Below are 26,977 nucleotides of genomic sequence, written 5' to 3'. Positions count from 1 at the left end.
CCCCAGTCTTGGTGCTGATGGAAGTGCCGTCGCACGGCATCAACGAGCAACAGAAGTTTCTTCCCGGAATCTGACATCCGCTCGCGGCGACCGACAACCCCTAAAGACCGTCTAAAGCGGACCTTGGCGGGGGAGCGGGCCGGCGGCCTAGGGGCGCGATTCCCGCGTTGTCCGGGGCCATTAGGGGTGGGTGCGCCCGCGACGCGCTCGTATCGTCAGCCGTATTGCTGTGGGGGCGCGCGATCCCCCTTTCCAGCGCAGGCGACGTGGAAGGAAAGAGGACTCGTGGGCAACTCCGAAGACAAGCTGGTCGGTGCGCTCCGTGCCTCCCTCAAGGAGAGCGAACGGCTGCGCGAGAAGAACCGGCGGCTGACCGAAGCCGCGCGGGAACCGATCGCGATCATCGGCATGGCCTGCCGGTTCCCTGGCGGCGCCACGACCCCGGAAGAGCTCTGGCGGATCCTCGACGGCGGCGTCGACGCGATCGGCGAGTTCCCCGCGAACCGCGGCTGGGACCTGGACCGGCTCTACGACCCGTCCGGCGAGCGCGAGGGCTCGAGCTACGTGCGTGAAGGCGGGTTCCTCCACGACGCCCTGGACTTCGACGCCGACCTCTTCGGCATCAGCCCGCGCGAAGCCCTGCTCATGGACCCGCAGCAACGGCTCCTGCTGGAAACCTCCTGGGAGGCCTTCGAACGCGCGGGGATCGCGCCCCACTCGGTCAAGGGCAGCCCCACCGGCGTCTTCGCCGGCACGATGTACCACAACTACCAGGGCAGCTACGGCTCCTCCGGCGTCATCTCCGGCCGGCTCGCCTACACCTTCGGCCTCGAAGGGCCCGCGGTCACCATCGACACGGCGTGCTCGTCGTCGCTCGTCGCGCTGCACATGGCCGTGCAGGCGCTGCGCTCCGGTGAGTGCTCGCTCGCGCTCGCGGGCGGCGTTTCGGTGATGTCGACGCCGCGCACCTTCGTCGAGTTCAGCCTCGACGGCACGCTCGCCCGCAGTGCCCGCTGCCGTGCCTTCGCCGACTCCGCCGACGGCACCGGCTGGTCCGAGGGCTGCGGGATGCTGCTGGTGGAGAAGCTTTCCGACGCCCGCCGCAACGGCCACCCGGTGCTCGCCATCGTGCGCGGCACCGCGATCAACCAGGACGGCGCGTCCAACGGCATGACCGCCCCCAACGGTCCCGCCCAGCAGCGCGTGATCCGTCAGGCGCTCGCCAACGCCCGCGTCAGCCCCGACGAGGTCGACGTCGTCGAGGCGCACGGCACCGCGACCAAGCTCGGCGACCCGATCGAGGCGGGCGCGCTGCTCGCGACCTACGGCCAGGGGCGTCCCGAGAACTCGCCGCTGTGGCTGGGTTCGGTGAAGTCCAACGTCGGCCACACGCAGGCCGCGTCCGGTGTCGCCGGCGTGCTGAAGATCGTCCTGGCGCTGAACAACGAGGTGCTGCCGCAGACCCTGCACGTCGACCAGCCGACCCGCCAGGTCGACTGGAGCGCCGGGCAGGTCGAGCTGCTCACCGAGCGACGGCCGTGGGAGCGCAACGGCCACCCGCGCCGCGGCGCCGTCTCGTGCTTCGGCCTGAGCGGCACCAATGCGCACGTCATCCTCGAAGAGGCCCCGGACCCGGAGGCCGTCGAAGAGACCCCGCGTGACGACGCCGCGATCCCGTTCGTCCTGTCCGGCCGGACGCCGCAGGCACTGCGCGCCCAGGCCACCCGGCTGATCACGACCCTCGACGAGAACCCCGCCGCGCTGCTCGACGTCGCCGCGACGCTGGCCGCCGGGCGCACGCACCTCGACCACCGCGCCGCCGTCGTGGCGAGCGACCGTGACGAGCTGCTCGCCGCGCTGCGCGCGTTCGCCGACGGCGAGCCGGGCGCGCTGACCGGCGTCGCTCGTGGTGAGACGAACACCGCGTTCCTGTTCTCCGGCCAGGGTTCCCAGCGCCCCGGCATGGGCGCGGTCCTCGGCGCGAAGTACCCGGTGTTCGCCCAGGCGTACACCGAGACCTGCGCCGAGCTGGACCGGCACCTCGACCGCCCGATCCGCGAGGTGATCGACACCGACGCGGACGCCCTGTCCCAGACCGGGAACACCCAGGCGGCCCTGTTCGCCTTCGAGGTCGCGTTGTTCCGGCTCGTCGAGTCGTGGGGCCTGGTCCCGGACGCCGTGTGCGGCCACTCCATCGGCGAGCTGGCCGCGGCGCACTGCGCCGGCGTGTTGTCCCTGGCTGACGCCGCGAAGCTGGTCGCCGCCCGCGGCCGTCTGATGCAGGCCCTGCCGGTCGGCGGCGCGATGGTCGCCGTCGAAGGGAATCCCGACGAAGTCGCCGCCTACGATCCACAAGGGACGGTCGACGTCGCCGCCGTCAACGGCCCGCGATCCGTCGTCATCTCCGGGGCGGAAGACGCCGTCATCGCGGTCGGCGACAAGTTCGTCGACGCCGGTCGCCGGACCACGCGGCTGAAGGTCTCGCACGCGTTCCACTCGCGGCTGATGGAGCCGATGCTCGCCGAGTTCCGCGCCGTGGCGAAGAGCCTCACCTACGCGCAGCCCGAGCTGACCGTCATCTCGAGCGTCACCGGCGCCGAGGTCTCCGCCGAGCTGACCGACCCCGAGTACTGGGTGAACAACGTCCGGCAGCCCGTCCGGTTCGCCGACGCCGTGCGCGCGCTGGCCGCCGAGGGCGTCAACCGGTTCCTGGAGCTGGGCCCGGACGCGCCGCTGACCGCCGCCGTCCCGCAGTCCGCCGACACCGCGGTCGCGGTTGCGGCGCAGCGCCGGGACGTCCCCGAGGACGTCGCGCTCGCCACCGCCCTCGCGACCCTGCACGTCCGGGGCGTCGTGCCGGACTGGGCGAAGCACTTCGCCTCCCGCGGCGCGGGCCGGGCCGACCTGCCGACGTACGCCTTCCAGAACCAGCGGTACTGGCTGGAGGTCTCGTCCGACTCCGGTGACCTCTCCTCGCTCGGCCTCGACCCGGTCGACCACCCGCTGCTCGGCGCGGCCACGCTGCTGGCCGACGCCGACGGCCTGGTGCTGTCCGGCCGGATCTCCGCCGCCACCCACCCGTGGCTCAATGACCACGTCGTCGGTGGCGCGGTCCTGTTGCCCGGCACGGCTTTCGTCGAGCTGGCCGTCCGCGCCGGCGACGAGGCCGGCTGCGGCCGCGTCCGCGACCTGACCCTGCACGCCCCGCTGGTGCTGCCCGCGAGGGGCGCCGCGCGGATCCAGGTCCGGATCGGCAAGCCCGCCGCCGACGGGTCACGCCCGATCAGTGTCCACTCGCGACCGGACGACCTCGCCGCGACCGGCGGCTGGACCCGCCACGCCGACGGCACGCTCGCCCCGGCCACGGCCGCCGCGACGTTCGACCTCAGTGTGTGGCCGCCCACCGGTGCCGAGGTCGTCGACCTCGACGGCATGTACGACCTGCTCGCCGAGGCCGGCATGGCCTACGGCCCGGTCTTCCAGGGCCTGCGCGCGGCCTGGCAGTCCGGCGACGACATCTTCGCCGAAGTCGCCCTGCCCGAGCAGGAGCGGCTCGGCGCCGAGGCGTTCGGCCTGCACCCCGCGGTCTTCGACGCGTCGCTGCACGCCGTCGGGCTCAGCTCGGCCGCCGGCGAGGGCACCACGCTGCCGTACTCCTGGTCCGACGTCGAGCTGCTGGCCGCGGGCGCGGCTTCGCTGCGGGTGCACGTCCGCCCGACCGGCGAGCAGACGGTCGAGCTGCGCCTGGCCGACTCGGCCGGGGCGCCGGTCGCTCGCGTCGGGCAGCTGGGCCTGCGCCGGATCAGCGAGGAACAGCTCGCCGCGGCCCGTGCGAAGCCCGGCGGGACCGACTCCCTCTACCGCGTCGACTGGGTGTCCACGACCCTGCCGGAAGCGTCCGAAGCGGACTTCACGGTGTACGAGGTCAAGCCCGGAACGACGGCCACCGCGGCGAAGAAGGCCGTCCACAGTGCACTGTCCACAGTGCAGGAGGCCGACGGCCGCCTGCTCGTGGTGACCCACGGCGACCTGGCCGGTGCCGCCGTCGCCGGGCTTGTCCGCTCGGCCCAGGTCGAGAACCCGGGCCGGCTCGTGCTCGTCGAGGGCGCCGCGACGCCGGAACAGCTCGCCGCGATCGCCGTCGCCGACGAGACGTCCGTGCGTGTCGACGGCGACCAGGTGACCGTGCCGCGCCTGGCCCGCGCCACCCCCGAGGCCGGGGACTCGCCGGACTGGGGAACCGTGCTCATCACCGGCGGTACCGGCGCGTTGGGCAAGCTCGTCGCGAAGCACCTCGTGCGGCAGCACGGCGTCAAGAACCTCGTCCTCGTCAGCCGCCGTGGCCCGGACGCCGAGGGGGCCGCGGAACTCGTCGCCGAACTGGCCGAGCTGGGGGCCGAGGCGGTCGTCGTGGCCGCCGACCTCGCCAACCGCACGAAGGTCCGGGCCCTGCTCAAGAAGCACCCGGTGAACTCCGTCGTCCACGCGGCCGGTGTGCTCGACGACGGCGTCCTCGCCTCGATGACGCCCGAGCGCGTCGACGGCGTCTTCGACCCGAAGGCACTGGCCGCCTGGCACCTGCACGAGCTGGCCGGCGACCTCACCGCGTTCGTCATGTTCTCCTCGGCCGCCGGTGTGCTGGGCGCGCCGGGTCAGGCCAACTACGCCGCCGCCAACGCCTTCCTGGACGCGCTCACCGCGGCGCGCCGCGCCGAGGGCAAGCCGGGGCACTCGCTCGCCTGGGGCATGTGGGAGTCGGCGGCCGGCATGGCCGGCGAAACCCACGGCAAGCGCGGCCTCGGCGCCTTCGGCGTGGACGAGGGCCTGGCCCTGTTCGACGCCGCCGTCGGCGCGGCGGGCGACGAGTACGTCCCGATCAAGCTCGACCTGCCCGCCCTGCGCGACGCGGCCGGCGGCGTCCCCGACCTGCTGCGCGGCCTCGTCCCGGCGTCGCGGCGGACGGTGTCCGACCGCGAGGCCGGCGCGGATTCGCTGCTGGGCAAGCTGATCCGGCTCCCCGCGGACAAGCGCCGCGACCACCTGCTCGACCTGGTGGTCCAGCACTCGGCCGCGGTGCTCGGCCACGGCTCGGCCGACCTGGTCGACGCCGACCGCGCGTTCAAGGACCTCGGCTTCGACTCGCTGACCGCGGTCGAGCTGCGCAACGCGCTCAACGAGGCCACCGGCCTGAGCCTGACCGCGACGCTCGTCTTCGACTACCCGACCGCGGGCGACCTCGCGGCGCACCTGCACGACTCGCTGCTCGGCGAGCTCGACGACGCCGCCGAGTCCGCGGAAACCACCGTCGTCGCGAGCACCGACGAGCCGATCGCGATCGTCGGCATGGCCTGCCGGTTCCCCGGCGGCGTCACCACGCCGGACGAGCTGTGGGAGCTCGTCGCGGCCGGCCGTGACGGCACTTCGCGGTTCCCCGAGGACCGCTCGTGGGACCTCGACTACTGGCTCGGCATGGCTTCCGCCGCGGGCAAGGAGCCCAACGGCGGGTTCGTCACCGGCGCGACCGACTTCGACGCCGGCTTCTTCGGCATCAGCCCGAACGAAGCCGTGATGATGGACCCGCAGCAGCGGATGCTCCTCGAAGCGTGCTGGGAGGCGTGCGAGTCCGCGGGCATCGACCCGTTGTCGCTCAAGGGCACCGACACCGGTGTGTTCGCCGGCGTCATGCAGTCCGACTACGACCCGGGCCCGCTCGGCACGGTCGAGCACAACGGCCTCTTCCGCGGTTCCGGCGCGCTCGGCAGCGTCGTGTCCGGCCGGGTCGCCTACACCTACGGGCTCGAGGGACCCGCCGTCTCGATCGACACCGCGTGCTCGTCGTCGCTGGTGGCACTGCACCTGGCCGTCCAGGCGCTGCGCCAGGGTGACTGCTCGCTGGCGCTGGCCGGCGGCGTGGCCGCGCTGGTCTCGCCGGAACCGTTCGTGCACTTCGACAACAGCGGCACCGCCACCGACGGGCGGACGAAGGCCTACTCGGCCGCGGCCGACGGCGTCGGCTGGGCGGAAGGCGTCGGCCTGCTGGTCGTCGAACGGCTCTCCGACGCCCGGCGCAACGGGCACGAGGTCCTCGCCGTGGTCCGCTCCAGCGCGGTGAACTCCGACGGCGCGTCCAACGGCCTCACCGCCCCGAACGGTCCCTCGCAGGAACGCGTGATCAAGCGCGCGCTCAAGCTCGCGGGCCTGACGACGTCCGAAGTGGACGCCGTCGAGGGCCACGGCACCGGCACCACGCTGGGCGACCCGATCGAGGCCAACGCCCTGCTCGCCACCTACGGCCGTGACCGGGCCGACGACGAACCGCTGTGGCTGGGGTCGGTCAAGTCGAACATCGGGCACGCGCAGGCAGCCGCCGGCGTCGCCGGGGTGATCAAGATGATCCTCGCGATGCGCCACGGCGAGCTGCCGATGACCCGCCACGGCGACGACCCGTCGCCGCACGTCGACTGGTCCGCGGGCGCCGTGCGGCTGCTCGCCGAGACGATCCCGTGGCCCGACCGGGGACACCCGCGCCGCGCCGGCGTCTCGGCCTTCGGCTACAGCGGCACCAACGCGCACGTGATCCTGGAGCAGGCCCCGCCGGCCGAAGCGGTCGAGCCGGTGCGTGCCGCGGGGGAGCGGCCCGCGGTGCTCCCGCCGTGGCTGCTGACCGCGCGCACGCCGGAAGCACTGCCGCTGCAGGCCGCCGCGCTGCTGACCCACCTTTCCGAGAACCCGGACCTGGACCCCCTCGACGTCGGCTTCTCGCTGGCCGTCCGCGAGCCGGTGCTGCCGTACCGCGCCGCGGTGGTCGGAGACGACTTCGTCGCCGGGCTCACCGCGCTGGCCGCCGGGGAGGACTCGCCGGCCGTCGTGCGGGGGACCGCCCGCGGCGGCAAGACGGCGTTCCTGTTCCCCGGCCAGGGCACCCAGCGCCCCGGCATGGGCCGCGAGCTGTGCGCCGCGTTCGGCGTCTTCGAGCACGCGTTCACGCAGACGAGCGCGCTGTTCGACGGCCACCTCGGCCGGTCACTGCGTCAGGTGATGTTCGCCGAGGAGGGCTCGGCCGACGCCCAGCTGCTCGACCGGACGGCGTTCACCCAGGCCGCGCTCTTCACCATGCAGGTCGCGCTCTACCGCCTGGTCGAGTCGTGGGGCCTGCGTCCCGACGTGCTGATGGGGCACTCCGTCGGCGAGATCGCCGCGGCCCACGTCGCCGGGGTGCTCTCGCTGAAGGATGCGGTGAAGCTCGTCGCCCACCGCGGCCAGCTCATGCAGGAGCTGTCCGGCGGCGCGGTCGTCGCGGTCGAGGCCGTCGAGGACGAGGTGACGCCGCTGCTCACCGCCGCCTGCGGGATCGCGGCGATCAACGGCCCCACGTCCCTGGTGGTCTCCGGGGACGAGTCCGACGTCCTCGCGATCGCCGAACACTTCAAGGCGCTCGGCCGCCGCACCAAGCGGCTGGTGATCAGCCAGGCGATCCACTCGCCGCTGCTCGACGAGATCCTGGACGAGCTGCGCGAGATCGCCGAGGAGCTCACCTACGAGCCCGCCCGGATCCCCATCGTGTCCACAGTGGACGGCGCTGCGGTCGACCCGGAACGCTGGACCGACCCGGAGTACTGGGTCGCCAACTGCCGGCAGTCCGTCCGGTTCCTCGACGGCGTCCACGCCCTCGAAGCCGCCGGAGTGAGCCGGTACGTCGAACTCGGCACCGACGGCACCCTTGCGGCCATGACCCAGAGCTGCCTGGCCGGCGACCCGCGCGACGCCGTCGTGATCACCCTGCGGGCCAAGACCCAGGAAGAGGTCCGGGGCGCGCAGCTCGCGGCGGGACGGTTCTTCGCCCACGGCCTCGGCTTGGCCGGCGCGAAGCTGTTCCGCGGCGCCGAGCGCGTCGCGCTGCCGCCGTACGCCTTCCACCGCAGCCGGTACTGGCCCGACGTCGACATGGAAGCCCTGCACGCGACCGGCGACCTCGCCGCGACCGGGCTCGATTCCACCGAACACCCCCTGGTCTCCGCCGCGCTCGCGGTGGCGGGCTCGACGCAGGTGGTGCTGACCGGGCAGATCTCGGTGCACACGCACCCGTGGCTGGCCGACCACACCGTCGGCGGCACGATCGTCTTCCCGGGCGCGGGCTTCGTCGAACTGGCCGTGCGGGCCGGCGACGAAACCGGCTGCCCGCGGCTCGACGAGCTGACCCTGGAAGCGCCGCTGGTCCTGCCCACGCTGGGCAAGGTGCGGCTGCAGGTCGTCGTCGACGAGCCGGATTCCGCCGGTCACCGCGCGGTCGCGGTGTACTCGCAGGCCGACGACCTCTGGGTCCGACATGCCGCTGGTGTCCTGGCGCCCGCTGCGGGTCCTGAGCCGGGTGGGCTGACGGCCTGGCCGCCCGCCGGAGCCGAGCCGATTTCACTCGACGGGCTCTACGAAGGATTCGCCGCCGCCGGGCTCGGCTACGGGCCCGCGTTCCAGGGCCTGGCCGCGGCTTGGACCCGCGACGGCGAGGTGTTCGCGGAGGTCGTCGCAGCCGAGGCTGTTGGCGGGTTCGGACTGCACCCGGCCGTCCTCGACGCGGCCCTGCACGCGATCGGCCTCTGCGACACGGTCACGGTCGCGGGCGGGTTGCCGTTCGCGTGGACGGGTGTCGAGCTGCACGCGGCGGGCGCGTCCCGGCTGCGGGTGCGGGTCGTCCCGCTCGGTGCCGACTCCGTGTCCCTGGAACTGTCGGACCAGACGGGCCGCCCGGTTGCTTCGGTCGGTTCGCTCGTGCTGCGGGCCGGGGCGACGGACGTCTCGGTGGTCCGGCCGCCGCGCTCGCTCCACGGCTGGGCGTGGCAACCGGTCCCCGTGCCCGCGACCGCCGCCACCGACTTCGAGATCTTCGACGTGTCCACTTCGGACTCCGTGCAGGACACGCTGACCCTGGTGCTGGACCGGGTGCGCGAGTCGCAGGCCACGATGGTCGTGCGCACCCGCGGCGCCGTCGCCCTCGACGGCGAGGACGTCACCGATCTGGCGGGCGCGGCCGTGTGGGGCCTGATCCGCTCGGCGCAGTCGGAGAACCCGGGCCGGTTCGTCCTGCTCGACACCGACTCCACCCACCTGCTGCCGCGGCTCGTGGCCGCCGGGGAGCCGCAGCTCGTGGTGCGGAACGGCGTCGCGTACGGCGGTCGGCTGACCCGGCTCGCGCCGTCCACCGAAGGGCCCGCGTCGGAGTTCGACGGCACCACGCTCGTCACCGGAGCCACGGGCGCGCTCGGTTCGCACCTGGTGCGGCACCTGGTCACCGAGCACGGCGTCCGGAAGCTGGTGCTCGTCAGCCGCCGGGGCGCGGCTCCCGGCCAGGTCGAGGAGCTGACCGAGCTGGGTGCGGACGTCACGGTCGCCGCGTGCGACGCCGCCGATGCCGACGCGCTGGCGGAAGTGCTCGCCGAGCACCCGGTGACCGCGGTGGTGCACCTGGCGGCCGTGGTGGACGACGCGACGCTGCCGTCCCTGACCCCCGAGCGGCTGGCCGCCGTCCTGCGGCCCAAGGTCGACGCGGCGCTCAACCTGCACCGGCTGACGTCGAACCTGACGGCGTTCGTGCTGTTCTCGTCGGTCGCCGGGCTCCTGGGCAACGCCGGTCAGGGTGCGTACGCCGCCGCGAACAGCTTCCTCGACGGACTGGCCGCGCACCGGCGTGCCCAGGGAATGCCCGCGCAGTCCCTCGCTTGGGGGCTGTGGGAGGCGACCGCGGGACTGTCCGAAGTGGATCGGACGCGGATGGCGCGCACCGGCCTGGCACCACTGTCCACAGAGGAAGGATTGGCGCTGTTCGACGCGGCCGTCGCCCGGCCGGAGGCCCTGCTGGTGCCGATGAAGGTCGACACCGGTTCGGCGGCGGGCGACGTCCCGCCGGCGTTCCGGGCGCTGGTGCCGCAAACGCGGCGGACGGCGTCGACGAGTGGTCCGTCGCTGAAGGAGCGGCTGGCCGGGCTCGAACCGCTGCGGCGGGAACGGGCCGTGCTCGACCTGGTCCTCGACCGGACCGCGGGCCTGCTCGGTTATGCCGGGGGCAGCGCGATCGAGGCGCAGCGGCACTTCCTGGAGTCCGGTTTGGACTCGCTGACCGCCGTCGAGCTGCGCAACGGACTCAACGAGGACACCGGGCTGCGGCTGCCGCCGACCGTCGTCTTCGACCACCAGACCCCGGCGGGGCTGGCCGCGCACCTGCTGTCCGAACTGGACGGTGACGTGGTGGTGGCCCCGGCCGGCGAACCCGACGCGCTGGCGGACGTGTTCGCCGACGCGGTGCGGGCCGGACGCGTCGAGGACGGGCTGAGCATGCTGGCGGCGGTGGCCAACCTCCGTCCGGCGTTCACCTCACCGGCCGACATCGACGGCCTGCCGGCTCCGGTGCGGCTCAAGGAAGGCACGGCCGGGGTGGAGCTGTTCTGCTTCAGCACGCCGGTCGCGACCGGTGGCGTCTACCAGTACGCGAAGCTGGCCGCGGGCTTCGGCGACGGCCGGGAGCTGCACGCCGTGCCGATGCCCGGGTTCCTGCCGGGGGAGGCGCTGCCGTCGACCCCGGAGGCGATCGTCGAGGTGCTGGCGGAGAGCCTGCGCAAGTCGGCCGGCGACCGGCCGTTCGCGCTGCTCGGGTATTCGTCGGCGGGCATCCTGGTGCACGCGGTGGCGGAGTGCCTGGAGCGCGGCGGAACCCCGGCGGCGGGCATCGTGCTCCTGGACACGTACGTCATCAACGGCGACGACGCGATCGGCGATGGCGCGGCGGACCTGGCCAAGGGCATGCTGGCGAACGAGTCGCAGTACGGCTCGTTCGACCGGGCGAAGCTGACGGCGATGGCCCGGTACATGGACCTGCTGCCGAACATCGCGATCAGCGGCATCTCGACGCCGTCGCTGCTGGTCCGCGCCGGCGAGCCGTTCGACGCGGACGCCCGCAACTGGCAGACGACGTGGTCCCACGCGGACGAGGTCCGCACGGCGAAGGGGCACCACTTCACGCTGATCGACACCGACGCCCCGACCACGGCGGCCACGGTGGCCGACTGGCTCGCCGGCCTGGACTGACGCGGTCGTGAGTGAGAAACAGGGTTAGAACACTGTTTCTCACTCACGACCAGCCGCGGCAGACCCCGGTCAGAAGATGCTCGCCATCCCGGCCACACCGGCCAGCACGGGCTCGAGCCCGGCGGTCAAGAACGCTTCCCGGTCCTCCGCGGTGACGGGGTACCGGCCGTCGGACACCAGCGCCGCCAGCTCGGCCGAGCCGTGCCGGGGAAGGTGGAACCCGAGGTGCTCCCGCACCGCCGACGCCTCCGCGGCCGACGCCGGGGTGGCCAGCCGGACCGCCGCCGCCGTCGCGAATCCCGACACCATCGTCTCGCACCCGAGCAGGTGCTCGCCGCGGACGCCCGCGGCGGCGCACGCACGCAGCAGCAGCTCCGTCCAGGCCAGCCGGTTGGGCGTCACCGGGTCGCCGCGCATCGGCAGGTCCAGCAGCCACGTCCGGCTCAGCAGCCGGTCGAGCACCGCCCGCGTCCAGTCGCGGACGTCGGCCCGCCAGTCGCCCGAGGACGCCAGCCCCGGCGGCGGCGGGCCCCAGCCCGCGTCGGCGAGCAGGACCGTCAGCTCCTCCTTGGAGCTCACGTACCTGTACAGCGCGTTGGTCGTCACGCCCACCTCGTGGGCGATGTTCGGGAGCGAGGCGTTCGCGACGCCGTCGGCGTCGGCGAGCTCCACCGCCGCCGCGACGATCTGCGCCACCGAATGCGACGGCTTGGGTCCGCGGCGGGGCGGCGGCGTGCCACCCCAGGCCAGCGTCATCCCGGGGGGCAGCTCCGGTGTCGTGTCCCTGTCCAGCATGGTGCGTCTTCCCTGGCGAGTGCTCCGGCAGTAAACTGTGAGAGTCTTACACTGATTTGGGCGGAGGGCGAGCGACGTGAGCGAGAACAGGCCGGTGGCCACGGCCGTCGGCCGGCTCCTGTGGCCGGAGCGTACGCGGGTCACCGAGCTGGATCGCAAGCTCGCCGTGACGCGGATCGAACACGATCGGGCCGAGGGCCGGTGCGAAGACGCCGAGGTCAGGCTCGCGCGCGTCCGGGTGGCCACCACCCACGCGGAGCTGGACAGCGCCGTCTCCGGGCGGTCCGGCTCCACGGTCCCGCCGATCCTGGAGGCCGCCCCGCGGGTCGGGCTGGCGGTCTGGGTCGTGGTCAGCCTCGTCAACGTCGTGGTCTACCTGACCTTGGGGATGGTCAGCGGCCAGTGGGACGGCCCGTGGGTGCTGTGGCCGGTGCTCGGCGGCGGCCTGCTCGTGCTCGGCCTGTGGTCCACGCGGGAGCGGGACCGCCGGATGCGGCTGACCGAGTAGGGGCGACCCCTGTTCCCGGTCACCGGGGTCCGGGTTCCCCTCGGAGCAGGACTGCGTTAAACTGTGCAACCCATACACAGATTTATCCGTACCTGAGAGTGGGGGGCCGAGATGGCCGAGACGACAGACGGTTCCACGACCGGGGGGCGCACGGCCCTCAAGGTGGTCACGATCGTGTGGCTCGCCGGCACCGGCATTCACCTGCTGATCTGGCTGATCATGTGCTTCGCGACGCTCAGCCTGCACTCGCCGTTCTTCATCTGGCCGCTGATCGGCGGCGCGGTCATCGTGGTGCCCTGGTACCTCGCGACCCGCAACCGCTCGAACGAACGGATCGCGCGGGGATGACTACCTTGACGACCACCGGGTCGCCCGTCCGGCTGGACTCGGTGAAGAAGACGTACGGGCGCGGCGAGAGCGGCGTGGTCGCCCTCGCCGGGGTCAGCGTGGAGTTCCCCGCCGGCAGCTTCACCGCGGTGATGGGCCCGTCGGGCTCCGGCAAGAGCACCCTGCTGCACTGCGCCGCCGGGCTCGACCGGCCCGACGAGGGCAGCGTCACGCTCGTCGGCGTCGACCTCAAGGGCCGCAACGAAACCCAGCTGACCGAGCTGCGCCGCGAGCACGTGGCGTTCGTGTTCCAGTCGTTCAACCTGATGCCCGCCCTCAACGTCGAGGAGAACATCACCCTCCCGATGCTGCTGGCCGGCAAGGAACCGGACCGGGCGTGGATCGCCCAGGTCGTCGAGCGGGTCGGCCTGTCACAGCGGGTCCGGCACCGTCCCGGCGAGCTGTCCGGTGGCCAGCAGCAGCGCGTGGCGATCGCCCGCGCGCTCGCCGGCCGCTCGGCGGTCACCTTCGCCGACGAGCCGACCGGTGCCTTGGACACGACCACCGCGCTCGAGGTGCTCGGCCTGCTGCGAGAGCTGGCCGACGCCGGCCAGACGATCGTCATGGTCACCCACGACCCGGTCGCCGCGTCGTTCGCCGACGAGGTGCTCTTCCTGGTCGACGGGCAGATCGTGACCAAGATGGCCACCCCGGCCGTCGAGATGGTCGCGGCGGAGCTGGCGCGGCTCGGTGCCCGGGCCAAGCAGGCGAGGGGGCGGCAGTGAGCCCGCGGCGGGTGGTCCTGCGGATGGCGCTGGCCAGCCTGCGGTTCCGCGCGGCCGCCTCGCTGGCGACGTTGGTCGCGGTCCTGGTCGGCTGCTCGCTGCTGATCGCGTGCGGCGGCCTGTTCGAGACGGCGCTGTCGCTCGACGCCCAGCCGCAGCGGCTGGCGGCCGCGCCGGTCGTGGTGACCGGTTCGGCCGGCTTCAAGCTGCCGGACGAGGAGTCGCAGGTCGTTCCCTACGGGGAGCGGTCGGGGATCCCGGCGGGTCAGCTGGCCCAGCTCGCGTCCGTGCCGGGCGTGCGGCAGGTCGTGCCGGACACCACGTTCGCCGCGGTCGTCGTCACCGGGTCCGGTCCGCAGAGCGCCGACGCTCCGCTCGCCGGGCACGGCTGGGACTCGGCCGCGCTGGCGCCTTACTCCCTTGTGGACGGTGCGCAGCCGCACACCCCGGGCCAGGTCGTGCTCGACGAAGCTTCGGCCCAGACCGCGGGAGTCGGCACCGGGGGCCAGGTCGGCATCGCCGTGAACGGCGCGCCGCCGCGTGACTTCGTGGTCACCGGGATCGCGCACGCGGACACGGTCGGACCGGCCCTGTTCTTCTCACCCGCCGACGCCCAGCAGTTCTCGGTGCACCCCGGCACGGTCGACCTGGCCGGGATCTTCCCCGCCGACGGCGTGGACGCCGGCGAGCTCGCCGGCCGGATCGCCGAAAAGGTGCCCGGGCTGAACGTGCTGACCGGCGCGGACCGCGGGTCCGCCGAGTTCCCCGGCATCGACGGCGCCCAGCTGCCCCTGATCCTGCTCGCCGGCGTGTTCGGCGGCATGGTCCTGGTGGTCATGGCGCTGGTGGTGTCGGCGACGATCAGTCTCACCGTGCGGCAGCGGCAGCAGGAGCTCGCGCTGCTGCGGGCCACCGGCGCGACCCCGCGTCAGGTGCACCGCATGGTGCTCGCCGAGACGATGGTGGTGGCGGCGCTGGGTGCCCTCGCCGGGCTGGCCGGCGGCCGCTTCCTCGGCACGGAGATCTTCGGTTTCACGACGGGCAACGGCATGCTGCCGCCCCAGCTGGAGTTCCAGCAGGGGATCATCGCCTTCGGCGGCGGTCTCGTGCTCTCGCTCGGCATCTCGTTCGCCGCCGCGTGGTTCGCCGCGCTGCCGGCGGCGCGGGCCCGGCCGCTGCAGGCGCTCGTCGAGGCGTCCATCCCGCCCGCGAAGGTGAACGACGTGCGCCGCTTCGGCGCGAAGGTGTTCGCCGGGGTCACCGTGCTGCTCGCCGTCGCGACCCTGTTCATGCCGGTGGACATAGCGTCGGCCGTGTGCGGTCCCGCCGTGCTGACCGGCTCGATCGCCGTCGCGCTGATCGGCCCGGAGCTGATGGCGTTCGTCGCCACCCGCTTCGGCCCGCTGATCCGGCGGATCGGCGGCCGGGACGCGGTGCTCGCGGTGATCAACTCGCGGACGCGGGCGGTGGCGTTCGCCGCCGTGCTGACGCCGATCACGCTGGCCACGGCGGTCGCGCTCGGCAACGTGTACGCCGAAACCACGCAGCAGCACGCCATCATCGGTGCCTACGCCGACCAGCTTCAGGCCGACGCGGTGGTGACCAGTGGCACCGGGGCGGTCTCGCCGGCGCTGGCCGACGCCGTCCGGCAGGCGAAGGGCGTCGGGTCGGTGTCGCCGCTGGTCACCAGCCAGGGCTGGATCGAAGAGCCCTACGACGGCAACGGCAGCGACCCCGGCCGGCTGCTCGGCCTCGACGTCCGGGACGCGAACGGGGTGCTGGCGACGCCGGTGACGTCCGGTTCGCTGGGCGAGCTCACCGGCGAGACGGTGGCGCTGCCCGAAGGCATCGCGGACGACCTGGACCTGAAGCTCGGCGACCAGATCACCATGCGCCTCGGCGACGGCGCGCAGGTGAAGGTGAAGATCGTCGCGTTGCTGGACAGCCCGTCGGGCTACCCCAGCATCGTGCTGCCGGCCGCGCTCCTCGCTCCGCACACGACTTCGGGCGTGGCGAGCAGGCTGCTCGTTCGTGCCGCGGACGGCCAGGACGCGGCAGCGGTCGTCTCGGCGGTCACGGCGGCGACGGCAAGCTGGCCCGGAGCCGTCGTCGGGGATTCCGACGCGGTGACGGAAAGCTTCGCGGCGAGCGCCGACATCGAGGCGATGATCCACTTCCTGCTGGCCGTGCTCGCGATCGCGTACGCCGCGATCGCGGCGGTGAACACGCTCGCCGTGGCGGTGCTTTCGCGGCGTCGCGAGTTCGGCGTGCAGCGGCTGGCGGGTGCGCGGCGGGGGCAGGTCCGGTCGATGCTGATGATCGAGGGCGGCATCCTGGCCGTGCTCGGCCTGGTGCTCGGGACGGGGATCTCGCTGTTCACGGTGATTCCCATGGCGCTCTCGTCCGGCACCATCGTGCCGGTCGGCCCGCTGTGGGTGTTCCTCGCGGTCATCGCCGCGGTGTTCCTGATCGTCTGGCCGGTCACCGCGCTTTCCGCGCGGCTGGCGATGCGGCGCAGCCCGATCGAAGCGGTGACGTTGCCGGGGCAGTAAAGATTTGTAGGGGTTCGCGGGCCGGTTCGGCGCGGATAGTCTCGAATTCGACTATCCGCACCGGGCCGGCCCGGTTTCCTTTTCTGGAGTGGATCCCATGCGCGTTCTCCTGGCCGCTCCGCCGTCGCCCGCGCGGCTGCACAACCTGGTCCCGCTGGCGTGGGCGCTGCGCACCGCGGGCCACGACGTGAAGATCGCCGGACGGGCGTCGTTCGTCGGCGAGATCCTCAGCACCGGGTGCGTCGCGGTCGACCTCGGAACCGAGGACACGGAGTCCGCGGCGCTGAAGGAGTTCGCCGCGCTGTGGGGCCCCGACGTCGTCGTCTCCTCCCCGGGAGCCCCGGTCGCCGGCGTCGACACGGTCCGGTTGCTGGGTCCGCTCGACGCCTCCGGCCCGGGCACTTTCGACACGGTGCCGCCGTCGCTGCGGGACGCGTCGGACGTGCGCCCGGTCCGGCACGTGCCCTACTTCGGGCCGGTCGTGGTGCCGGAGTGGTTGCGCCGCAAGGCAAGGCGCAGCCGCGTACTGCTCTCGCTCACCGACACGTCACTGGCCGGGCCGGTGTTCGACGCCGTCGGCGGCTTGCCGGCCGAGGTGGTCTGGGCGACCGACTCCGCGCTGGAGGGCGTCTCGATGCCGCCCAACGTCCGTCTGGTCGACACGGCACCGCCGGCCGCGCTCTTGCCGACGTGCACGGCCCTCGTCCACGACGGCGACGCGACGCTCGCGCTCGCGGCGGCGACGCACGGGGTTCCCCAGCTTTCCCTGACGGAGACGGCGATCGGCGCTCGGATCGCGGCGGTCGGGGCCGGGCTCGTGGGGTCGGCCGAGCAGGTCGGCGAGCTGGCTTCGCTGAGTGCCGCGGCGACCGCGCTGCGGGACGAAATCGCCGCCTTGCCGGCACCGCGCGAGCTGGTCGCCGCCCTGACCCGCTGATTGTGGGGCCGTTAGGGGTGGGGCGGCACCACGACCGTAGGTAGCGTTTTCGACGTGGCACCCACCCTTTTCGCGGTTAGGTGGTCGATTACGTGAGTACCGTTCTTCTTGCCATTTTCCAGGGGGTAATGGCGTGAGCGCCGAAAACGAGCGGAAACTGCTCGACTACCTCAAGCGCGCGACCGCCGACCTGCGTGAGGCCAAGGGTGCCCTCCACGAGGTCCGGCGGCGGGACACCGAGCCGATCGCGATCGTCGGCATGGACTGCCGGTACCCCGGCGGGGTCGCCTCCGCCGACGACCTCTGGGAGCTGGTCGGCACCGGGACCGACGCCATCGGCGCGTTCCCGGCCGACCGCGGCTGGCCCCTCGACCGCCTCTACGACCCGGCGGGGGAGCGGCCTGGCACCACGAACACCCGCGAGGGCGGCTTCCTGCGCGACGCCGCGGAATTCGACCCGGAGTTCTTCGGGATCTCGCCCCGCGAGGCGCTCACCATGGACGCCCAGCAGCGGCTGCTGCTGGAGACGTCGTGGACGGCGCTGGAGCGGGCGGGCATCGTCCCGGAAACCCTGCGCGGCAGCAGCACCGGCGTCTTCGCCGGCGTGATGTACCACGACTACCTCGGCCACGCGGCCGCCGGCAGCGTCGTCTCCGGCCGCGTCGCCTACGCGCTCGGGCTGGAAGGCCCCGCGGTCTCGGTCGACACCGCCTGCTCGTCGTCCCTGGTCGCCCTGCACTGGGCCACACAGGCGCTGCGCCGCGGCGACTGCTCGCTGGCCCTCGTCGGCGGCGTCACGGTGATGGCCACCCCCGAGACGTTCGTCTACTTCACCGAGCAGCGCGGCCTGTCCGACGACGGCCGCTGCAAGGCGTTCGCCGCCGGTGCCGACGGCACGGGCTGGGGCGAAGGCGTCGGTGTGCTCGTCGTCGAGCGCCTGTCCGACGCCCAGCGCCTCGGCCACGACGTCCTCGCGGTCGTCCGCGGCAGCGCGGTCAACTCCGACGGCGCCTCCAGCGGCCTGACCGTCCCCAATGGACCCGCGCAGCAACGCGTGATCCGCCAAGCCCTCGCCACCGCCGGACTGTCCACAACGGACGTCGACCTCGTCGAAGGCCACGGCACCGGCACGAAGCTCGGCGACCCGATCGAGGCGCAGGCCCTGCTGGCCACCTACGGCCAGGACCGGTCCGCGGACCAGCCCCTGTGGCTCGGCTCGCTCAAGTCCAACATCGGCCACACCCAGGCGGCCGCCGGGGTCGGCGGCGTGATCAAGCTCGTCCAGGCCATCCGGCACGGCGTGCTCCCGAAGACCCTGCACGTGGACACGCCGTCGCCGCACGTCGACTGGTCGGCCGGTGCGGTGGAGCTGCTCACCGAGGCCCGCGAATGGCCGTCGGTGGAGCGGCCCCGCCGCGGCGCGGTGTCGTCGTTCGGCATCAGCGGCACCAATGCCCACGTGATCATCGAGCAGGCCGAACCCGTCGCCGACAAGGCCGCCGGGGTCGAACTTCCGGTGGTCGCGTGGCCGGTCTCGGCGGACTCGGCGGACGCTGTCGCCGCGCAGGCGCAACAGCTCATCGACCACGACGGAGACCTGGCGGACGTCGGGTTCTCCCTGGCCACGACCCGCTCGGCGCTGGACCACCGCGCCGTCGTCGTCGGCTCCGACGCCGCCGAGCTGCGCGCCGGGCTGACGGCCCTGGTCGCCGGTGAGAACGCGCCGAACGTGGTCCGCGACCGCCGCGGCACCGGCCGGACGGCCTTCCTCTTCACCGGCCAGGGCGCCCAGCGCGCCGGCATGGGCACGGTCCTCGCCGCGAAGTACCCGGTGTTCGCCTCCGCACTCGACGCCGTCTGCTCCCGGCTGGACCTCGACCGTGCGGTCTTCGACGACGCCGATGCCTTGTCCCGGACCGGTTTCACGCAGCCCGCGCTGTTCGCGTTCGAGGTCGCGCTATACCGGCTGTTCGAGTCGTGGGGCCTGCGGCCCGACCACCTGCTGGGCCACTCGATCGGCGAGCTGGCCGCGGCGCACGTCGCGGGGGTCCTCTCGCTCGACGACGCCTGCACGCTCGTCGCCGCCCGCGCCCGGCTCATGCAGGCCCTGCCCGCCGGCGGCGCGATGGTCACGATCCCGGCCACCGAGGCCGAGGTGACCCCGCTGCTGACGGCCGGCGTGAGCATCGCCGCGATCAACGGCCCCGGCTCCCTGGTCGTCTCGGGGGCCGAGGACGAGGTCGCCGTCGTCGTCGCGCACTTCGAACGACCCAAGAAGCTGCACGTTTCGCATGCCTTCCACTCGCCGCTGATGGAGCCGATGCTGGCCGAGTTCGCGGCCGTGGCGGCGAAACTCACCTACGCGAAGCCCGAGATCTCGATCTCTTCGACGGTGTCCGCCGACGCCGACCTGACGTCCCCCGAGTACTGGGTCGAGCAGGTCCGCGCGACCGTCCGGTTCGACGACGGCCTGCGCGCGCTGGTCGAGGAAGGTGTCCGGACGTTCGTCGAGATCGGCCCGGCGCCGGTCCTGACCGCCGCCGCGAACACCGCACTGGACGACGAGACGCTCGCCTTCGTCCCGGCCGCGCGCAAGGACCGCGACGAAGCCCACGCCGTCGTCACCGCGGTCGCCACCCTGCACGCGCGCGGGATTCCCGTGGACTGGCAAGCGTTCTACGCCGGGGCCCGACGCGTCGAGGTGCCGACTTACGCTTTCCGCCGCACCCGCTACTGGCTGTCCGCCACCACCGGGACCGGCGACGCCGCCGACCACGGCCAGCAGCCGGCCGCGCACCCGATGCTCAGCGCCGTCGTCCGGGTGCCCGAGTCGGACACGGTGGTGCTGACCGGGCGGCTGTCGGCGGACACTGTGCCGTGGATCGCCGACCACGTCGTGCTGGGCACGATCCTGCTGCCGGGCACGGCGTTCGTCGAGCTGGCGCGCGCCGCCGCCGACGAGATCGGCTACGCGGGTATCGAAGAGCTGACCCTGCAGGCGCCGCTCGCCCTGGCCGAGGGCTCGGGCGCCGCACTGCAGGTGTCCCTCGGCGCGGAGGAGGACGGCCGCCGCCGCGTCACCGTCCACTCGCGACCCGACGGCGAGGACGCGTGGACGCTCCACGCCGACGGTTTCGTGACCGCCGAAGCGGACGAACCGTCGTTCGACCTCACCGAGTGGCCGCCCGCAGGTGCCACCGAGGTCGCGCTCGACGACCCTTACGCGCAGCTCGCTGACCTCGGCTACGACTACGGCCCGGCGTTCCAGGGCCTGCGCGCGATGTGGCGTCACGGCGACGACGTCTACGCCGAAGTCGCCCTGGCCGACGCCCGCGACTACGGCCTGCACCCGGCCCTGCTCGACGCCGCCATGCACGCCCAGCTGCTCGGCCCGGCCCCGGAGGACGGCGAGGCGAAGCCGATGCTGCCGTTCGCCTTCGGCGGCACCACCTGGCACGCCGCGGGCACGTCCGAGCTGCGGGTCCACGTGGCGCCGGCCGCTCCCGACACCATCACACTGCGGATCGCCGACGCCGCCGGCGCTCCGGTGCTGACGGTCGACTCCCTGGCCGCCCGGCCGATCTCGCTCGACAAGCTGACGCCGAACTCGTTGTTCCGCACGGCCTGGGAACCGGCCCCCGCGGGCTCGGCGAGCACCGCCCGCGTCCTCGAAGTGTCCACATCGGACGGAACGGTGCCCGAGCGGGCCCGGGCAGCCACCCGTCAGGTGCTCGCCGCCATCCGGGGCTCCGACGACCGCCTCGCCGTCGTCACGCGTGGCGCGGTGTCGGTGGCCGGCGAGGACGTCGACCCGGCCCTCGCGACCGTCTGGGGCTTGGTCCGGGCGGCCGAAGCCGAGAACCCGGGCCGGTTCGTGCTGGTCGACGGCGACGCCGGGCCCGCGCTGGCCACCGGCGAGCCCGAGGTGGCCGTCCGCGACGGGAAGGCGTACGTGCCGAGGCTGGTCGCGGCGACGCCGTCCGGCGAGCTGGGCTGGAACCTCGAGCGCACGGTCCTGATCACCGGCGGTACCGGTGGTTTGGGTGCGGTCGTCGCGAAGCACCTGGTGACGAACCGCGGCGTCCGGCACCTGCTCCTCACCAGCCGCCGCGGTATCGACGCTCCCGGCGCCTCGGACCTGCGTGACGAACTGACGAGCTTGGGCGCCGAAGTCACGATTGCGAGCTGTGACGTCACCGATCGCGCGTCCGTCGCGGCGCTGCTCGACGGCGCCGAGCTGACCGCGGTGGTGCACGCCGCCGGCGTCCCGTCGGCGGGCCGCGTGGAGAACCTGACCGACGACGAGCTCGACCGCGTCTTCGCCCCGAAGGTCGACGGTGCCTGGCACCTGCACGAGCTCACGCGGGACCTCGACGCGTTCATCCTGTTCTCCTCGGCCGCGAGCACGGTGCTGGCCGCCGGGCAGGCCGGGTACGCCGCGGCCAACGCGTTCCTCGACGAACTGGCCCGCCACCGCCACGCCCACGGCCTCCCGGCGACGGCCTTGGACTGGGGCGCCTGGGCGGAGGACGGCGGCATGGCCGGCGAACTCGTCGAGGCCGACTTCCGCCGGCTGCGCCGCCTCGGCACCCCGCCGATGGCCACCGCCGACGCGCTCGTCCTGCTCGACGCGTGCCTGGTCGCCGAGGACGCCGTCCTCGCGCCGGTCAAGCTGGACGTCGCGGCGCTGCGGTCCCGCGCGGACTCGCTGCCGCCAGTCCTGCGCGGCATGGTCCGGCCGGCAGCCCGCCGCACGGCGGCGAAGAACGACGGCGCGGTCACCGCCCGGCTCGCGACGCTGCCGGAGTCCGAGCGCGAGACGTACCTCCTGGAGGTCGTCTCCGGCCAGGTCAAGGCGGTGCTGGGACTCGGGTTCGTCGAGCCCGGGCGCGCGTTCCAGGAGATGGGGTTCGACTCCCTGACGTCGGTGGAGCTGCGCAACCAGCTCGGCGCGCTGACCGGCCTGAAGCTGACCGCGACGATCGTGTTCGACCACCCGACCCCGGCCGCGCTGGCCGCCCGCCTGCACGCCCTGCTGGGCCCGGGCCGCGGCCCGGCCGACTCGCTGCTGGCCGAGATCGACCGCCTGGAGGCGTCCCTGGCCGCGGCGGGCTCGCTGAACGGCTCGACGGCGAAGGTCACCGCCCGCCTCGAGGCGCTGTCCCGCAAGTGGACCGAGGCGAACGCGGGCGCCCCCGAGGCCGCCGACCTGGACGAAGCCACCGACGACGAGCTCTTCGCCGTGCTCGATGAAGAACTGGGGATCTCATGAGCAACGAGGACAAGCTCCGCGACTACCTGAAGCGCGCGACGGCGGACTTGCAGGCGGCCCGCCGGCGCGTGCAGGAGCTGGAAGCTCAGCACTCCGAACCCATCGCCATCATCGGCATGAGCTGCCGCTACCCCGGGGACGTCCGCACGCCGGACGACCTGTGGGACCTGGTCGACCAGGGCCGCGACGTCATCGGGGAGTTCCCCGCCGACCGCGGGTGGGACCTCGAGGGCATCTACGACCCCACCCCCGACCGGCCCGGCAAGACCTACACGCGCCACGGCGGATTCCTTTACGACGCACCGGGTTTCGACGCCGAGTTCTTCGGCATCAGCCCGCGCGACGCCCGCCGCTCCGACCCGCAGCAACGGATCCTCCTGGAAGCCTCGTGGGAGGCCTTCGAGCGCGCCGGGCTCGACCCGCACGCGCTCAAGGGCAGCCCGACCGGTGTCTACGCCGGCGTCATGTACCACGACTACAGCGGTGGCAGCCCCGACGGCAGCCTCGTCTCCGGGCAGGTCTCCTACACCCTCGGCCTCGAAGGCCCGTCGGTGTCGGTGGACACCGCGTGCTCGTCTTCGCTGGTCGCGTTGCACATGGCCGCCCAAGGCCTGCGCGACGGCGACTGCACGCTCGCGCTCGCCGGCGGCGTCGCCGTGATGGGTACCCCCGAGATGTTCGTCGACTTCAGCGGTCGCCGCGGCCTCTCCGCCGACGGCCGCAGCCGGTCCTTTTCGGACGATGCGGACGGGACGTCGTGGGCCGAGGGCGTCGGCGTCCTCGTGCTCGAGAAGCTGTCCGACGCGCGCCGCAACGGCCACCGCGTCCTCGCGCTGCTGCGCGGCTCCGCGATCAACCAGGACGGTGCCAGCAACGGCTTCTCCGCGCCCAACGGCCCGTCGCAGGTCCGGGTGATCGAGGCCGCGCTGGCTGACGCCGGGCTGTCGCGGTCCGATGTGGACCTCGTCGAAGCGCACGGCACCGGCACCGCCCTCGGCGACCCGATCGAGGCGCAGTCGCTGATGGAGACCTACGGGCAGCGCGCCACCGGCGCACCGCTGCTGCTCGGCTCGATCAAGTCCAACATGGGTCACCCGCAGGCCGCCGCCGGTGTCGCGGGCGTGATCAAGATGGTGCAGGCGCTGCGGCACGGCAAGGCGCCGCGCACCCTGCACGTCGGCACGCCGTCGACGCACGTCGACTGGACGGCGGGCGCGGTCGAGCTGCTCACCGAGCCGCGCGACTGGCCGGAGGTCAACCGGCCGCGCCGGGCCGCGGTGTCGTCGTTCGGTGTCAGCGGCACCAACGCGCACGTCATCCTCGAACAGGCCCCCGAGACCGAAGCCGTCGAACCGCCGAAGGCCGCGGTCCACCCGCTGGTGCTGTCGGCCAAGACTCCGGCCGCGCTGGCCGAAGCCGCCGCACAGCTCGCGTCCCAAGTGGACACAGACCTCACCGACATCGCCTACACCCTCGCCACCGGGCGCGCGAAGCTCGACCACCGCGCCGTGGTGCTTTCCGCCGACGCCAAGCAGGCCCTGGAGTCGCTGGCCACGGGCGGTTCACGCCCCGACGTCGTCACCGGGACCGCCGACGTCCGCGGCAAGACCGTGTTCGTCTTCCCCGGCCAGGGCTCCCAGTGGACCGGCATGGCGATCGAGCTGATCGAGCAGTCGCCCGCGTTCGCCGAGCGGATGACCGAGTGTGACGCGGCTTTGCAGGAGTTCACCGGCTGGTCCGTGATCGCCGTGCTGCGCGGCGAGCCGGGCACGCCGCCGGCCGACCGTGTGGACGTCGTGCAGCCGATGCTGTGGGCCGTGATGGTCTCGCTGGCCGCGCTGTGGCGCGCGCACGGCGTCGAGCCGGACATGGTGATCGGCCACTCGCAGGGCGAGATCGCCGCCGCGAGCGTCTCGGGCGCACTGTCCCTTCAGGACGGTGCTCGCGTGGTCGCGTTGCGGAGCAAGGCGATCGGGGACGTCCTCGGTGGACGTGGTGGCGGCATGCTCGCCGCCGGTCTCCCCGCCGCCGAACTGCTGAAGCGCCTGGACGCCTGGGACGGCCGGATCTCGCTGGCCGCCGACAACGGCGCGACCTCGGCCGTGCTGTCCGGCGACGGCGAGGCCCTCGACGAGCTGCGCGACCAGCTCCTCGCCGAAGGGTTCCGCGCCAAGCGTGTGCCGGTGGACTACGCGTCGCACTCCGCGCACGTCGAGCACCTCGCCGACCGCCTGCTGGCCGACCTCGGCCCGATCGCGCCCGGCGCCGGAAGCGTCGCGATGACGTCCACGGTGACCGAGGAGCCCGGGGCCACCATGGACGCCCGGTACTGGTTTACCAACCTGCGCACCACGGTCCGGTTCGCCCCGGTTGTCGCGAAGCTCGCCGAGGCGGGCTACACCCGGTTCGTCGAGATCAGCCCGCACCCGGTGCTGGCCATGAGCATCCAGGAAACCCTCGACGAAGGCGGCCACAGCGGCTCGGTCACCGGCACCTTGCGCCGTGACGAAGGCAGCCTGACCCGCTTCGCGACCTCGCTGGCCGAGCACTCGGTCCGCGGCGGCGCGGCGGACTGGGCGTCACTGGTGCCCGGCGGCCGGATCGTCGACGTGCCGACGTACCCGTTCCAACACAAGCGCTTCTGGCTCGAAGAGGAAGCGGCCACGACAGTGCCGCAAGCCTCGGTCGCCGACCAGGACTTCTGGCAGGACGTCACGAGCGGTGACGTCGACAGCCTCGCGGAGCGGCTCGGCGTCGAGACCGCGCCGCTGGCCGAGGTCGTCCCGGCGCTCGCCGCGTGGCACGGCCGCCGCACCGAACTGTCCACAGTGGAGTCCTGGCGTTACCGCGTCTCCTGGGCGCCGGTGACCGTCACGGGCGGGCTGATCGGCACCTGGCTGGTCGTCGTCCCGGCCGGCGTCCCCGAGGCGGCCGAACTGGCCGACGCACTCGCCGAGCAGGGCGACGTCGTCCGGGTGATCGCCGAGCACGGGGAACTGGCAACGGCGCTCACCGAAGCGACGGCGGTGCGGCCGTTCGACGGCGTGCTGTCGCTGCTGGCCCTCGACACCCGTGAACACCCTGAGCACCCCGCGCTCAGCACCGCGGTCGCCGCCACCATCGCCCTGCTGCAAGTCCTGCGCGACAGCGACGCTCCGGTGTGGGTCGTCACTCGCGGCGCCGTCGCGGTCGACGCCTTCTCCGGCGCCGACCCGGCCGCCGCCGCCGTGTGGGGCCTCGGCACGGTCGCCGCGCTCGACCAGCCCGCCACGTGGGGTGGCCTGGTCGACGTCGACGGCCCCGCCGACGCCGCCCGCCTGGCCGCGGTGGTGTCCGGTGTGGACAGTGAGGACCAGGTCGCGATCCGGCCTTCGGGCGTGTTCGCCCGGCGCATGGTCCACGCTCCGCTCAAGGGCACCGCGGACGAATGGCAGCCGCGCGGGACGGTCCTGGTCACCGGCGGCACGGGCGCGGTCGGCGCGCACGTCGCCCGGTGGCTGGCCGGCCGCGGCGTGCAGAACCTCGTGCTCACCAGCCGTCGCGGTCTCGACGCCGAAGGCGCCCGCGCGCTGGCCGACGAGCTGGGCGCCACGGTCGTGGCCTGCGACGTCTCCGACCGGGAGCAGCTGAAAGCCCTGCTGGCCGAGCACCCGCCGACCGCCGTCGTCCACGCCGCCGGCGTCCTCACCGCCGAGTCACCGCTGTCCGACGTCACGCCCGCCGAGTTCGCCGCGGCCACCCGCGCCAAGGTCACCGGCGCCGCGCTGCTCGACGAGCTGCTCGGCGACACCGAACTCGACGCGTTCGTGCTGATGTCCTCCGGCGCCGCCGTGTGGGGCACCTCCGGCCAGCCCGCCTACGCCGCGGGCAACGCCTACCTCGACGCGCTCGCCCGGCGCCGGCGCGCCGCGGGCCGCACCGCGACCGCGATCGCCTGGGGTTCCTGGGGTGGCGGCGGCATGGTCGACGCCGAGGCGAGCGACCTGCTGCGCCGCATGGGTCTCGCCGAGATGGCGCCGGAACTGGCCGTCGAAGCACTGGGCCAGGCCCTCGACCACGATGAGACACACCTGGTGGTCGCCGACATCGACTGGGCCGCGTTCGCCCCGGTGTACCAGCTCGCCCGCCCGCGGCCGCTGCTGCGCGCCTTGCCCGAGGTCGCCGAGGACAAGACCGAGGCCCCGGCCGACAACGGTGACCTGCGGGGGCTGCCGTCCGCCGAGCTGCGGCGGACGCTGCTGGAACTGGTGCGCACCGAGGTCGCCGTGGTCGCCGGCTACGACGGCGGATCGGCGGTCGAGCCGGCCCGCGCGTTCAAGGAGCTCGGCTTCGACTCCGTCACCGCGGTCGACCTGCGCAACCGGCTCGGCGCGGCCACCGGGCTGAAGCTCCCGGCGACCGTCGCCTTCGACCACGTCAACCCGCAGGCGCTCGCCGAACACCTGTGGACCCAGCTCGGCGGGGGCGAGGCAGCGGTCCCCCTCGAAGTGGAGCTGGACCGCCTCGAAGCCGTCGCGGCGGCTCTGGACGCGGCCGAGATCGACCGGTCCCGGATCGTCGCCCGGCTGCAGGCGATGGTCACCACCCTGCACAAGACCCTGTCCGGCACCAAGACCACCGACGTGCTGGAGACCGCGACCACGGATGAGCTGTTCGCCCTCATCGACAACGAGCTCGGCGCCTGAGAGGTAAGTCCACGATGACTGACGAAAGCAAGCTGGTCGA

Annotated in this window: 7 protein-coding genes and 2 pseudogenes; 8 read left to right on the top strand and 1 reads right to left on the bottom strand. The window is 73.4% G+C overall.

Annotated features, from left to right (window positions below; translation table 11 throughout):
* Positions 1 to 288: 288 nt before the first annotated feature.
* Positions 289 to 11,076: pseudogene (locus tag ACZ7OU_RS49090) on the top strand (SDR family NAD(P)-dependent oxidoreductase); the annotation flags it as partial.
* Between the two features lie 69 nt (positions 11,077 to 11,145).
* On the opposite strand, the gene ACZ7OU_RS49085 reads toward ACZ7OU_RS49090, so the two are convergent.
* Positions 11,146 to 11,871: a TetR/AcrR family transcriptional regulator gene (locus tag ACZ7OU_RS49085; protein WP_470245451.1), complete on the bottom strand. Its 726-nt coding sequence runs from the start codon at positions 11,869 to 11,871 to the stop codon at positions 11,146 to 11,148.
* A 76-nt stretch (positions 11,872 to 11,947) separates the two neighbouring features.
* On the opposite strand from ACZ7OU_RS49085, the gene ACZ7OU_RS49080 reads away from it, so the two are divergent.
* From ACZ7OU_RS49080 to ACZ7OU_RS49050, 7 genes and pseudogenes are all read left to right on the top strand, one after another.
* Entirely contained in the window at positions 11,948 to 12,379 is a 432-nt protein-coding gene (locus ACZ7OU_RS49080; RefSeq protein ID WP_470260609.1) for a hypothetical protein, read from the top strand.
* Between the two features lie 111 nt (positions 12,380 to 12,490).
* Positions 12,491 to 12,727 (top strand): hypothetical protein, encoded by a 237-nt coding sequence (locus tag ACZ7OU_RS49075; RefSeq protein ID WP_470245449.1) that lies wholly within the window; start codon positions 12,491 to 12,493, stop codon positions 12,725 to 12,727.
* On the top strand, positions 12,724 to 13,491 hold the full coding sequence (locus ACZ7OU_RS49070) for an ABC transporter ATP-binding protein (protein WP_470245448.1): 768 nt from the start codon (positions 12,724 to 12,726) through the stop codon (positions 13,489 to 13,491). The genes ACZ7OU_RS49075 and ACZ7OU_RS49070 overlap by 4 nt, the downstream gene beginning before the upstream one ends.
* Complete coding sequence (locus ACZ7OU_RS49065; protein WP_470260608.1) at positions 13,488 to 16,043, top strand: ABC transporter permease; 2,556 nt, start codon at positions 13,488 to 13,490, stop codon at positions 16,041 to 16,043. Before ACZ7OU_RS49070 ends, ACZ7OU_RS49065 begins: the two co-directional genes overlap by 4 nt.
* A gap of 97 nt (positions 16,044 to 16,140) precedes the next feature.
* Positions 16,141 to 16,980 (top strand): nucleotide disphospho-sugar-binding domain-containing protein, encoded by an 840-nt coding sequence (locus ACZ7OU_RS49060; protein WP_470260607.1) that lies wholly within the window; start codon positions 16,141 to 16,143, stop codon positions 16,978 to 16,980.
* A 157-nt stretch (positions 16,981 to 17,137) separates the two neighbouring features.
* A pseudogene (locus ACZ7OU_RS49055) lies at positions 17,138 to 22,252 on the top strand (type I polyketide synthase); the annotation flags it as partial.
* Positions 22,249 to 26,937: a type I polyketide synthase gene (locus tag ACZ7OU_RS49050; RefSeq protein ID WP_470260606.1), complete on the top strand. Its 4,689-nt coding sequence runs from the start codon at positions 22,249 to 22,251 to the stop codon at positions 26,935 to 26,937. The pseudogene ACZ7OU_RS49055 and the gene ACZ7OU_RS49050, both read left to right, overlap by 4 nt.
* Positions 26,938 to 26,977: the final 40 nt, after the last annotated feature.

The organism is Amycolatopsis sp. NPDC114505 (assembly GCF_055633615.1).
This window is presented reverse-complemented; position numbering and strand designations above follow the sequence as displayed.

Coding starts and splice junctions, on each gene's coding strand:
- ACZ7OU_RS49085 (WP_470245451.1), bottom strand. CDS start 11,871: ATGCTGGACAGGGACACGACACCGGAGCTGCCCCCCGGGATGACGCTG.
- ACZ7OU_RS49075 (WP_470245449.1), top strand. CDS start 12,491: ATGGCCGAGACGACAGACGGTTCCACGACCGGGGGGCGCACGGCCCTC.
- ACZ7OU_RS49070 (WP_470245448.1), top strand. CDS start 12,724: ATGACTACCTTGACGACCACCGGGTCGCCCGTCCGGCTGGACTCGGTG.
- ACZ7OU_RS49060 (WP_470260607.1), top strand. CDS start 16,141: ATGCGCGTTCTCCTGGCCGCTCCGCCGTCGCCCGCGCGGCTGCACAAC.
- ACZ7OU_RS49050 (WP_470260606.1), top strand. CDS start 22,249: ATGAGCAACGAGGACAAGCTCCGCGACTACCTGAAGCGCGCGACGGCG.